This is a genomic window from Ruegeria sp. C6 (genome assembly GCF_056537625.1).
Genome location: NZ_JBQFRW010000004.1, coordinates 244,354 through 255,469, shown reverse-complemented (window position 1 = coordinate 255,469; position 11,116 = coordinate 244,354). Strand labels below are relative to the sequence as shown.

General features: G+C 55.2%; 12 protein-coding genes. 9 read left to right on the top strand and 3 right to left on the bottom strand.

All coding sequences use genetic code 11. The annotated features are described in order from the left end of the window. Window positions 1-210: 210 nt before the first annotated feature. From ACR0MJ_RS15150 to ACR0MJ_RS15140, 3 genes are all read right to left on the bottom strand, one after another. Window positions 211-1,188: a hypothetical protein gene (locus tag ACR0MJ_RS15150; protein WP_480761585.1), complete on the bottom strand. Its 978-nt coding sequence runs from the start codon at window positions 1,186-1,188 to the stop codon at window positions 211-213. Window positions 1,189-1,784: 596 nt separating this feature from the next. Then, window positions 1,785-2,054 (bottom strand): hypothetical protein, encoded by a 270-nt coding sequence (locus tag ACR0MJ_RS15145; RefSeq protein ID WP_170402692.1) that lies wholly within the window; start codon window positions 2,052-2,054, stop codon window positions 1,785-1,787. Between the two features lie 436 nt (window positions 2,055-2,490). Then, a complete protein-coding gene (locus tag ACR0MJ_RS15140; RefSeq protein ID WP_480761582.1) occupies window positions 2,491-3,237 on the bottom strand; it encodes an IclR family transcriptional regulator in 747 nt (248 codons plus the stop codon). A gap of 217 nt (window positions 3,238-3,454) precedes the next feature. Here ACR0MJ_RS15140 and ACR0MJ_RS15135 point away from each other — a divergent pair, with 217 nt between their 5' ends. From ACR0MJ_RS15135 to ACR0MJ_RS15095, 9 genes are all read left to right on the top strand, one after another. Further along, on the top strand, window positions 3,455-4,291 hold the full coding sequence (locus ACR0MJ_RS15135; RefSeq protein WP_480707254.1) for a cyclase family protein: 837 nt from the start codon (window positions 3,455-3,457) through the stop codon (window positions 4,289-4,291). A 61-nt stretch (window positions 4,292-4,352) separates the two neighbouring features. Further along, a complete protein-coding gene (locus ACR0MJ_RS15130) occupies window positions 4,353-4,697 on the top strand; it encodes a cupin domain-containing protein (protein ID WP_170402686.1) in 345 nt (114 codons plus the stop codon). Window positions 4,698-4,708: 11 nt separating this feature from the next. Next, window positions 4,709-5,494, top strand: coding sequence for an SDR family oxidoreductase (locus tag ACR0MJ_RS15125; protein WP_170733656.1), 786 nt, complete (start codon window positions 4,709-4,711; stop codon window positions 5,492-5,494). 3 nt (window positions 5,495-5,497) lie between these two features. After that, on the top strand, window positions 5,498-6,499 hold the full coding sequence (locus tag ACR0MJ_RS15120; RefSeq protein WP_480761579.1) for a 3-hydroxyacyl-CoA dehydrogenase family protein: 1,002 nt from the start codon (window positions 5,498-5,500) through the stop codon (window positions 6,497-6,499). Next, the gene (locus tag ACR0MJ_RS15115) at window positions 6,465-7,745 is read left to right on the top strand and encodes an ABC transporter substrate-binding protein (RefSeq protein ID WP_480761577.1); all 1,281 of its coding nucleotides are present in this window, start codon (window positions 6,465-6,467) and stop codon (window positions 7,743-7,745) included. Before ACR0MJ_RS15120 ends, ACR0MJ_RS15115 begins: the two co-directional genes overlap by 35 nt. 50 nt (window positions 7,746-7,795) lie before the next feature. Beyond that, window positions 7,796-8,524, top strand: coding sequence for an ABC transporter ATP-binding protein (locus ACR0MJ_RS15110; RefSeq protein ID WP_170402672.1), 729 nt, complete (start codon window positions 7,796-7,798; stop codon window positions 8,522-8,524). Then, a complete protein-coding gene (locus ACR0MJ_RS15105) occupies window positions 8,517-9,224 on the top strand; it encodes a branched-chain amino acid ABC transporter ATP-binding protein (protein WP_170402669.1) in 708 nt (235 codons plus the stop codon). Before ACR0MJ_RS15110 ends, ACR0MJ_RS15105 begins: the two co-directional genes overlap by 8 nt. Window position 9,225: 1 nt before the next feature. Next, complete coding sequence (locus ACR0MJ_RS15100) at window positions 9,226-10,089, top strand: branched-chain amino acid ABC transporter permease (protein ID WP_480761572.1); 864 nt, start codon at window positions 9,226-9,228, stop codon at window positions 10,087-10,089. Then, window positions 10,086-11,114, top strand: a complete 1,029-nt coding sequence (locus ACR0MJ_RS15095; RefSeq protein WP_480761570.1) for a branched-chain amino acid ABC transporter permease — start codon at window positions 10,086-10,088, stop codon at window positions 11,112-11,114. The genes ACR0MJ_RS15100 and ACR0MJ_RS15095 overlap by 4 nt, the downstream gene beginning before the upstream one ends. Window positions 11,115-11,116: the final 2 nt, after the last annotated feature.

The following is an 11,116-nucleotide window of genomic DNA, read 5'->3' as shown; positions in this document are numbered from 1 at the left end:
CTCAAGGTTTAACCTGTTTGGCATTTCAAACTTTTATAAGCGCCTAACGTGATTGCTCTGCCGCAAGGTCACTGTCGACTCGTGCAGCTGTCATCTCCTCGATCAAGAAGCAACCGGAATTTGTGCCTCAAATTGATATTTTTTGCACAACTTAATGCTCTCGCGATTCATGCGGTGCCGAAAGTTGATCTTTCGGTTCAAGTACGACCGCTATTGAGTGAAGAACGGACCAGCGATCTGACGCGCCTCTTCAAAATTAGCAGGAGGGGTGTCAACTATCACCGCCGAAAGGCGGATTACTGCCGCGAGATCAGGACCGACAACGTTTTTTGTTCCAATCGCACCGGTGCTGCCTTGCTTCCCTGTTGCACCCGGCCTTCCGTCACTCTCATTCTCTTGCGATCCACCTAGACCGGTGCAACCGGTGCCACCTCGACCTTGCCTGCCGCCTGCGCCCCCCCCCCCAGGGCTTCCGGCCGCAACGATCAGTTGATCGCCGCTGACTAGTCCTTCGCCAAACAGGAGGTCTATCGTGCCGCCGTCGCCTGCGTTGCCGCCGGAACCGCCGTTTCCGCCATCACCTCCCGCATGCGCTCCTCGATAGGCCCCGAAACCGCCACAGTTGCCGTCACGACCATCCGTGCCCGCAGGGCCTTGGCTTCCAGATGCACCGTCACCTCCGCCAAGTTCAAATCGCAGTGTTGAGGCGAAGGTCCCGAAGGCCGCCAGAACAACACCACCATTTGCTCCGTCTCCGCCATCGATCGGCCCTATGGGACGTGTCGAAGGTGACATCGACACGCGGATCCGTCCATTTCGGATTTCGCGAGCAAAGAGGGCCAAATGACTGTCGGCGTTTAAGACTCGACCTCCAAGCTCAATCTCGTTTGCGATGATGACGGTCCCGGCTGGCAACCTGATGTCGTCACCTAGGGTGAGCCGGTTTGCGGTAAGAACAGTCGTTTTTGGCACGTCATCTAAAAGGACATCACCACAGCGCTCCTGATCTCCGACATTACAGTAGACGACATCTTCGAGTTTTGGTTTCAGGAACTCTGATACTGCGGGGATGACACCCGGGATACCGAAAAATGCCATCAAGCCCGAAAGAAATACCAGTCCGCCTAAGACCGTGCCAACACGCTGTTTCGTCATCATTCCTTCTTTCGACACAATAAAAACGTTCATTGCAAAGTCCAAAGAGATGGTAATTTTGCGGCATACAGAGATCAAGCGCACTGCGCTGGATCAGGATGAATCTAACGTATGATCTTGCTTCACCACCATTGGTAAATTCCGCTACAGCCGCGAACCTAACAAAGCAGACCTTGATGCCAGTTCATTTAACGGAAGGTTTTGTCCGGAAGTTAGGGTTTTCCTGCCGCCAATCTTCGCAGTCGCAGTAAATGTCGACTACCGTTATTGGGTCAGAAATGCTTGACGTTTGGGTCAGAATTGACTGACGCGATTTACCCATTTGTTGAGGTTTTCTAAGTCGATTGAGTCAGGAATCAGTGACGTTCCACACTTTTTGTAAGGCGACACATAGTTCTGCCACCAGCGAGAGAACCTTGCCATTTTCGCCTCACTTCCTTCATCCAGCACTTAGACAGATTTCATTGATCCTGACTTCCTTTTGGGAAAATTGGGGTTGATTTGCAGATCAGACGCCGAAGGCGCCTGTTCCTGCTGATCTGCCACGTGGCGAACGCGGATGGGGGCGAGGCAATGCTATTCGACAATAGTGGTGCGGCCCGCAGGCGTAGCCGGGGACGCGGTGTTGTCTAATAGGGTTGCCCGATGGGGAAGGCAGCGTCTTTGCGCCCATCGGGCCAGACTAGGTCGTCAGGATCAGCGCCTTTCAGGATGCCGAACGCAAGAGCCTTGGATTTGTGTCTCGTCGGACGCGTTTGACAGGTGATGTCGTGAAAGCGTGGCCAATTGCCAAGCCATCGGACATCATCCGGGTCTTTTCCGAGACGATGGCTCAGACCTAGGCGTGAGTCCCCGTTCCCAAGTACGGTACGGGGACGTTTGCGTTTGTAATGGGCCATGTCATTGGCCTTTCATGCAGTTTCTGAACTACATGGCACCCTCCATCGGTTGGCTCGTTGGTTTTGGGCTGGGCTCGGATAGACGGCCGAAAACGCAGCCGATCTGAATATCGGACTGAGCGAACAAGATCAATGGGGCGGGAAAAAGCCGCTTAATATGGTGTTAGGTGATTGGGCCGGTAGGCTGTGGACGGACCACTCAACCAGAGATCGCTTCACATAACACCCGCTCTGCTATGTTCATGGTTAGTTATGGTGGCACAAAATATCCAATGGTTGCAATACTTGCGATTCAAGACGAATTTCAACCTACGCGACCATGCGGAACTAGCCGCAATCCGTTGGTTGCAACGTATGAACTTTTTCCGTTGGAAGCGCGGGCTGCCAGACAAGATCGGTCGTGAGACCCAACCTGCCTCAAGTCAGCTTCACAAGCTTATTGGAAGGTTTGATGAATGTTTGTGGACGTCTCAATTAGCGCTTGTTCGATGGTTGCTCTTTGCCGTGCAAATCGCGTCGTTGGTACTGGAATTGAGATCGCGTGCGGGTCTCCCACCCAGTCGACAAAAGAAAACCCGATAGCCGATACACCAGCAGAATGCTCGTCCAAATCATAAGCTAGGCCCCGTTCGCGGACCATGTCCAGTTCGGAAAGGAACTCATCCAAGTTTCTTTGGATACCATTCCGTTCCCATTCGTTTTGAATAAGCTTTGTTGCATCTCCTTCATCGAGTTGAGCGAGACAAGCTTTCCCATTTGCAGTGGTGGTCAGTGGAAAAACCTCACCCACTTGCGAAACGGTCGTCAATCGATAGACGCCTGGGACCTGATCTAAGAAAACCATGCCGATACCGCGCATGACGGCTAGGTCTGTGGTTTCCCCGGTCTTTTGGGTCAGTTCCGTCAAAAGCAGACGGCAGTGTTCGACGATGCTGTACTGCGCCGCGCCCGCGAGAGCGCTTAGTTCGGGACCGAGCCTCAAACCACCCCCATTTGCATCCGCTATGACAAGGTTTTCCTCGGCAAGAGCGCTTGTGATTCTCTGTACCGTAGAGCGGGGCAGGTCAACACGCTCGGCGATTTTTCCCAAGCTCATTCCGGATTGGTTTTCTTTCAGAACACGCAAAATCGAGGCCGCTCTGGAAATAACCTGAATGCCACCTTTATCCGCTTTTTCAGACATTTAACCTACCTCATCCTGCCTTGGTATCGTAGCTCTGGATACCTAGCGATTTTTTAGTGTTGTATCACAATGCGGTGCAAGTCAACCGTATAGTGAGTTTTTATGTTGACCATAATGCGGTGCGTATGCATCATCATACGGGACAGGTGGGGAGGCCACCCAGACAATTGAAAAGCGAACACCGCCGCGTTGTCGGCGAACAAAGGAGATGTGCCCAATGGTCGAAATCCGTGGCATTGAGTTTCAGGCAAACACCGACAACGACATGGGGCTTGAGTTTTATAACCTGAGCCACAGATACGGGTTTCAGTGCCCCAACTGGCCGTATTTCAAGGACGTCCAGATCGACCGAAAGCACTACATGGCCAAGTCAGGCGTGTTGTCTCAGACGATTACGACGACGATGCACGTTACCACTCATATTGATGCACCGGCCCATGTTGTTCAGGGAACGCCGTTCATCGACGAGGTGCCGCTGCCGCATTTCTTCGGTTCGGGATTGGTAGTCTCGGTTCCCAAGAAGAAGTGGGAGCAAATCACGGGAGATGATCTGGAGAAGGCTTGCGGGCACTCAATCCGCAAGGGCGACGTTCTGATCATCAACACCGGTTGGCATAAGCAGTACGAAGACGGTGACTATTTTGCTTATTGCCCGGGTCTCGTTCCTTCTGCTGCCGAGTGGATGATCGAGAAAGGTGTGAAAGTCGTTGGCCACGATACCCAGGCGAACGATCACCCGCTGGCAACTGCCATCGGTCCGCAGCGAAACGGTCCGATCATGCCACACCTCGAAAAAGAGTATCTTGAGTGGTCAGGCGGCACGCCATGGGAGGTTGATTTCCCTGAGTGGGAACCGGTTCACAATATGCTGTTTTCCAAAGGCATTCTCGGCATCGAAAATGTTGGTGGGGATCTGGATGCGGTGACCGGCAAGCGGTGTACCTTCGCGTTCTTTCCGTGGAATTGGGACCGCGGCGATGGCTGCATTATCCGACTGGTGGCGATGATCGATAAGAACCAATCCTACCGCATCGAGGCTGGCGAAGATTTCTGAACACTCACGGACCGGTCGCCGGTTCGCCGGCGGCCGCCATTGCAACTGAGCGGAGACGGACATGCATCTGAAGCGGTTTCAGGACGCCCAACCTTACGAAGCACCGAGCCACTTCGGATGTCACGGGCTTCGCTTGCAGGGGTTTGAAGAAGGCGGGCCGACAAATCAGTGGGTCGGCTTCAGTCAGTTCCTTCCGGGCGGTGGCGCAGGGCCGGACTCTACGCCTTTTGAGAAAGTCTACATCGTTCTGGAGGGTGAAATGACCGTTATCGTTGACGGCACAGAAACCAGTCTTGGACCCATGGACAGCTGCACGATCGCACCGGGTGAAGTGCGCAAAATTGAAAACCGCGCCAACCACACCTGCAAAATGCTGGTGGTCATTCCGTATCCGCCAGAAAGCTAAGGACGAAAAGAATGTCTGATCCACTCAAGATGTTTGACGTCAGAGACAACGTCGCATTGATCACCGGAGCTTCGGGCGCATTTGGAATGGTTGCGGCACGCGTCTTGGCCGGGGCTGGTTGCAACCTTCTTTTGGCGGCGGGAAACCAAGAGGCGCTCGATAGCATTGCCAAAGAGTGCGAGGCACTTGGTGCAACGGTCGTGACCATCAATACCCGACCGACCGATGAAGCATCGTGTGACGCATTGGTTGATGAGGCCGTCAACACCTTTGGCAAGCTCGACATTCTCGTTGTCGCGTCCGGTATGAACAAAGTTGCTCTGATCAACGACATGGCGCCGGAAACCTTTGGTGCAGTGATGGACGCCAACGTGAACCAAAGCTGGCTGTTGGCGCGCGCAGCGGCAGCGCACATGAAGCAAAGCGAATATGGCAAGATCATATTCGTCAGTTCCGCGCGCAGCATCCTTGGGCACCCTGCCGGATACACGGCGTATTGCGCGTCAAAGGCCGCCGTGAACGGGATAACCAAAGCCTTGGGATGTGAGCTGGGTCCGACAGGGATCACCGTCAACGCGATCGCACCGACAGTGTTCCGTTCGCCTTTGACGGCTTGGATGTTTGAAGACACCGACGAAGCGAAGGCAGTGCGCGATGGTTTCCTGACCCGTGTTCCTAAGGGGCGGCTGGGTGAGCCAGAAGATCTTGCGGGTCCGCTCCTGTTTCTCGCGTCGCGCGCATCTGATTTTTACACCGGGCATATCCTGCATGCCGATGGCGGATATACGGCGGGCTAAGGGATGGTGCGTAAGAAACAGCAATTGGCAGTGATTGGTGCTGGCCTGATGGGTCACGGCATTGCCCTTACCTTGGCGAAGGCGGGCCAATATGTCGCCATTACCGATCCCGTGGAAGAAGCGCGCGTCACCGTGCCCAACCGCATTCGCGCCAGTATGGCCGCAATGGGGGATGATGAGGTTACAATCACGAAAACCCTCAAGATGATTGAGATTTTTGCGACGACGGAAGGTACTGTGCGAAACGCTGATGCTGTGTTCGAAGCCGCACCCGAAAAGCTCGAGCTCAAGCAAGCGATCTTTGCAGAGATCGAGGCGCATGCACCAGAAACTTGCATACTCGCGTCGAATACCTCGGTCATGCCAATCACCCAGATCATGTCCGGTTTGCGGCTGAAAAACCGAGCATTGGGAACCCATTGGTGGAACCCGCCGCACCTGATCCCTTTGGTCGAGGTCATCAAGACCCAGTGGACAGACCCTGAGATCGCACAGACGATGTTCGATCTGCTGAAAGATGCCGGGAAAACGCCGGTTATGGTCGAAAAAGATGTGCCCGGCTTTATCGGCAATCGCCTTCAACATGCGTTGTGGCGCGAAGCGGTCAGTCTGGTGGAAAACGGTATTTGTGACGCCGAAGCCGTCGATACCGTGATCAAGTCCAGCTTCGGGCGCAGGCTTGCTGTTCTTGGTCCGCTGGAGAACGCGGATCTGGTCGGCACTGACCTGACGCTCGATATCCACGAAAACGTGCTGCACGATCTTGAGGCACAAAGGGGCCCTTCATCCTATCTTAAGTCGCTTGTCGAAGCGGGCAAGCTGGGCATGAAATCCGGCGAAGGGTTCAGGACATGGGCCGAGGGCGAGGCAGATCAGGTTCGCCAACGTGTCGCGAAACATCTGAAAAATCTCGAAAAGACTTTGTTAGATCAATCAAACACTGGCGGGAGGCCGGTGAAGGGAGGACGCAATGACAAGGACATTCAAAACGGCCACCAGGCGTAGTTTCATCGCCGGGGCAACGGCAGCAATTGCGGCACCGGCAATCCTGAGGGCGACGCGTGCTTATGCTGCGAACCCGACCTTGCGTGTCGGCAATGTCAGCCCGCGCACCGGACCGCTGGCTGGTTTTGCCGAGGCTGATGAATACGTGCTTCAGGCCATCCAACAAGTGTTCTCAGCCGGGTTGGACAACAACGGAAAAACTTGGAATATCGAGATCATCTCGAAAGACAGCCAGTCCAACCCGAACCGAGCAGCAGAAGTCGCCGCAGACCTGATCCTAGGTGATGAAGTTGATATCATCGTGGCGGCGTCAACTCCGGACACAGTGAACCCTGTCGCCGACCAGGCAGAGATCAACGAAGTTCCCTGCATCACTACCGACTGTCCGTGGCAGCCGTATTTCTTTGGTCGCAACGGCGTTCCCGGTGAGGGTTTTGAAACCACCTATCACTTCTTCTGGGGCCTTGAGGATGTGATCGCCGCATTCCTTGATATGTGGGACAAAACTGGCGTGAACAAGACAGTTGGTGGTCTTTTCCCCAACGATGCCGACGGTAATGCTTGGGGCGATGCGGAACTGGGCCTGCCTAAACCGCTCGCCGCCGCCGGATACTCGCTCACCGATCCCGGTCGCTATCAGCCTCTGTCCGATGACTTCTCAAACCAGATCGCAGCGTTCAAGGCTGCTGGCTGCGAAATCGTCACTGGCAACATGATCCCCCCCGATTTCGCAACGTTCTGGAGCCAGGCCGCCCAGCAAGGCTTCAACCCCAAGGTCGTGACCATTGGCAAGGCACTTCTGTTCCCATCCGTCATTGAGTCGCTGGGTGACCGTGGTGACGGGCTATCGACCGAGGTCTGGTGGTCACCGCATCATCCGTTCTCGTCCTCACTCACAGGTATTTCTGCGAAGGACCTTGCCGAAGGTTATACGGCAAAGTCGGGCCGTCCTTGGACTCAACCCCTTGGCTTTAAACACGCTCTGTTCGAGGTCGTCGCGGACGTCATCAAACGGGCTGATGATCTGGAAGACCCGTCTTCGATCATTTCGGCAATCACATCCACCAACCTGAACACAATTGTGGGGCCGGTGAACTGGGGTGATGGGCCGATGAACAACGTCACCAAAACTCCGTTGGTCGGTGGCCAGTGGCAGAAGTCCGGAGACGCCTATGAGCTGCAAATCGTAGCAAACAGCACCGCGCCCGAAGTGCCGGTGACAGCAGACATGAAACTGCTGGGTTGACCAGGAATTCGGCACCAAACTTGATGCCGAACCCTCTATCCGAGAGACGCATGACGACGATCTTGAAACTCCAGGACCTGAGCAAGGCATTTGGCGCAGTCACTGTCGCCGATGCTATGAGCTATGAAGTCCAACAAGGCGAAGCGCTTGGGGTAATCGGCCCCAATGGTGCCGGCAAAACCTCGATGTTCAATCTGATCACTGGGACGCTCAAATCAAATTCCGGGGTGATAGAATTCAGTGGGCAGAACGTTACGAAATGGAGCGCGGCAAAGCGCAGCCATGCTGGTATTGCACGTTCTTTTCAGGTCCCGCAGCCATTTTCGGGAATGACCGTTTTTGAGAACGCGATGATCGCCGCCACGCAATCAGCTGGCATGCGTGGGCATCAGGCAGAACGGTTTTGTCTGGAAGTTCTGGACCAGACAGAGCTGCTGCCCAAGGCAAACGTTCTTGCCGGAAGCTTGACATTGCTGGAACGGAAACGCCTGGAACTGACACGTGCTTTGTGTGCCAAGCCCAAACTGCTGTTGCTCGATGAGATTGCAGGTGGTTTGACCGAAGCCGAGTGCAAGTCACTGGTTCAGACCATCAAAGATATCCATGCCTCTGGCGTTACCATCATTTGGATCGAACATGTCGTTCATGCGCTGCTGGCCGTTGTTGACCGCCTGATCGTTATCGACTTTGGCAAGAAGATCGCCGAGGGAGAGCCGCAGGCAATCATGGAAAGCGCCGAAGTCAAAGAAATCTATCTGGGGATCGAAGCTGATGCCTGATCCGATCCTCCAGACACGCGGTTTGAATTCTTACTATGGTGATTTCCAAGCGCTTTATGAGGTCGATCTGGACGTCGGCGAGGGCGAGGTTCTGGCCATCATCGGTGCGAACGGTGCAGGCAAGACAACCCTGATGCGTTCCATCACCGGGTTGCTTGCGAACCAACCGGAGCAGATCCAATACAGGGGCAGGGACATCAGCTGCCTTCGCGCAGATGAAGTCGCCGAATTAGGTCTGGCGATGGTGCCCGAAGGTCGTCAGCTGTTTCCGTCTTTATCGGTCAAAGAAAACCTAATGATCGGTGCTCAGGTTGGGCGCAAAGGTCCCTGGGATCTGCAAGCTGTCTACGACCTGTTTCCAATCCTGGATGAGCGCAAAGATCAGGCCTCAACATCGCTTTCCGGAGGTCAGCAGCAGATGGTCGCCATCGGGCGCGCGTTGATGGCCAATCCCGATCTGCTCCTCTTCGACGAAATCAGCCTCGGGCTGGCCCCGATCATCATCAAAGACATCTACGAAGCGCTGCCCGGCATCATCGGCGAGGGCATGAGCGCAATCATCGTCGAACAGGACATAACCAAGGCACTGTCGGTTTCAAGCCGGGTCTACTGTCTGCAAGAGGGGCGCGTTTCGCTAGAAAGTGCGTCCGACACCGTTTCGCGCGAAGACATTTCGCGCGCGTATTTCGGGATCGAATAATATGGAATGGCTGAACGCTATCGTGCAGGGAACTTTGCTGGGTGGGCTATACGCGCTGTTTGCCGCAGGTCTGTCGTTGATTTTTGGAGTCATGCGGCTCGTCAATATTGCTCATGGCGATTTGATTGTGCTGGCCGCGTACCTAGGGCTGACCGTGACGACCGCGACGGGGATGCATCCGATGGCCGCATTGGTGATCGTTGTTCCCGCTATGGCGGCAATCGGTTATGCCCTTCAACGCGGCCTGCTGAACCAAACTCTGGGCGACGATATTCTTCCACCGCTGCTTGTGACCTTTGGGCTTAGTGTAATTATCCAGAACGGGTTGCTGGAGGTCTACACCGCTGATCCGCAAGACCTTGATGCTGGTGCACTCGAAACTGCCAGCGTCGCAGTTGGAGGGTTGACGCTTGGCATCCTGCCGCTCTTGACCTTCGGGATCGCTGTTGCGGTGATCTGGGGGCTGCAATGGACTTTCTATCACACCGCACTTGGTCGTGCATTTCGGGCTGTTTCCGACAATCAAGACATCGCCCAGCTCATGGGCCTCAATCGCCGGCATATCTTTGGACTGGCTATGGCGCTGGCTCTCGGCGTGACAGCAATCGCCGGTATCCTGCTCGGCATTCGGACAAGCTTTGATCCTTCGATTGGCGGTGGTCGCCTGATCTTTGGTTTTGAGGCCGTCATCATCGGTGGGCTCGGAAACCTTTGGGGCACATTAGCCGGTGGCGTCATCCTAGGCGTCGCGCAAACCATCGGAGCCAAGATTGATCCGGGCTGGCAAGTGCTAGCCGGCCATATCGCTTTCCTTGTCATTCTTGCCGTTCGTCCGAACGGCCTCTTCCCGAGGATTTCCGGATGAACCTGCAGGACTACTCTGTATCTCGATCATCAAAAGCAGCACGTGTTGCGGCGATCCTAGCCGCAATCGGTTTGCTTGTTCTGATTGCAGCACCCTGGTGGGCAGGCCGCGCCGACATGCGCCTGATGGGCGAGCTATTTCTTTACCTGTCCCTGGCCACTCTCTGGAACCTCATGGCGGGTTATGCCGGTCTCGTCTCGGTTGGCCAACAGGCTTATGTGGGCTTCGGCGGCTATATGCTGTTTGCACTGACGATGCTGGGCGGGTTGCATCCATTGGTTGCTATCGCAGCCGCAGGGGTCCTGGGAGCGTTGATCTCGATCCCGGTCGCCGTCCTGATCTTCAGGCTTCGGGGGGCATATTTTGCAATAGGCACCTGGGTCATCGCTGAAGTCTTCCGGCTGAGCTTCGCGCAAATCTCAACGCTTGGCGGAGGGTCAGGATCTTCGCTGCCCGTTGCCATCGTGAAATCACTGGCGTCCGGGCGCGCGATGCGTGAGGCGCTGAGCTATTGGCTGGCACTCGGGGCCGCCGTGCTGGTGGTAACCGCCGTGTATCTCTTCCTGCGCTCGCGCCAAGGTTTGGCGTTGACAGCAATTCGCGACAACGAACTGGCTGCCGGTAGCCTCGGCATCGATATCTGGCGAACGAAGTTCATAGTGTACGTCGTCACGTCGGCATTCACGACAATGATCGGCGCGCTGATCTTCTTGCAAAAGCTGCGCATATCACCGGATGCCGCGTTCAGCGTCAATGACTGGACCGCCTTCGTCATCTTCATCGTAGTGATCGGCGGCATCGGTACCATCGAAGGACCAATCATCGGCACACTCGTTTTCTTTGCGCTGCGCGAAACGCTGGCCGACCTCGGAACAACCTACCTGATCGTTCTCGGAGTGGTCGCAATTGTCGTCATGCTCAAGGCACCGAAAGGTATCTGGGGCGTGATCCGCAGCCGTTATGACCTGCAACTATTTCCGCTGGGCTATCGCGTAAAGCACATCGGACAATCCAAGGAAAACTGAAC

What these genes read in the sequence shown, in the direction of transcription:
- ACR0MJ_RS15150 (WP_480761585.1), bottom strand. Translation starts at nt 1,188, where the DNA reads ATGAACGTTTTTATTGTGTCGAAAGAAGGAATGATGACGAAACAGCGT.
- ACR0MJ_RS15145 (WP_170402692.1), bottom strand. Translation starts at nt 2,054, where the DNA reads ATGGCCCATTACAAACGCAAACGTCCCCGTACCGTACTTGGGAACGGG.
- ACR0MJ_RS15140 (WP_480761582.1), bottom strand. Translation starts at nt 3,237, where the DNA reads ATGTCTGAAAAAGCGGATAAAGGTGGCATTCAGGTTATTTCCAGAGCG.
- ACR0MJ_RS15135 (WP_480707254.1), top strand. Translation starts at nt 3,455, where the DNA reads ATGGTCGAAATCCGTGGCATTGAGTTTCAGGCAAACACCGACAACGAC.
- ACR0MJ_RS15130 (WP_170402686.1), top strand. Translation starts at nt 4,353, where the DNA reads ATGCATCTGAAGCGGTTTCAGGACGCCCAACCTTACGAAGCACCGAGC.
- ACR0MJ_RS15125 (WP_170733656.1), top strand. Translation starts at nt 4,709, where the DNA reads ATGTCTGATCCACTCAAGATGTTTGACGTCAGAGACAACGTCGCATTG.
- ACR0MJ_RS15120 (WP_480761579.1), top strand. Translation starts at nt 5,498, where the DNA reads ATGGTGCGTAAGAAACAGCAATTGGCAGTGATTGGTGCTGGCCTGATG.
- ACR0MJ_RS15115 (WP_480761577.1), top strand. Translation starts at nt 6,465, where the DNA reads ATGACAAGGACATTCAAAACGGCCACCAGGCGTAGTTTCATCGCCGGG.
- ACR0MJ_RS15110 (WP_170402672.1), top strand. Translation starts at nt 7,796, where the DNA reads ATGACGACGATCTTGAAACTCCAGGACCTGAGCAAGGCATTTGGCGCA.
- ACR0MJ_RS15105 (WP_170402669.1), top strand. Translation starts at nt 8,517, where the DNA reads ATGCCTGATCCGATCCTCCAGACACGCGGTTTGAATTCTTACTATGGT.
- ACR0MJ_RS15100 (WP_480761572.1), top strand. Translation starts at nt 9,226, where the DNA reads ATGGAATGGCTGAACGCTATCGTGCAGGGAACTTTGCTGGGTGGGCTA.
- ACR0MJ_RS15095 (WP_480761570.1), top strand. Translation starts at nt 10,086, where the DNA reads ATGAACCTGCAGGACTACTCTGTATCTCGATCATCAAAAGCAGCACGT.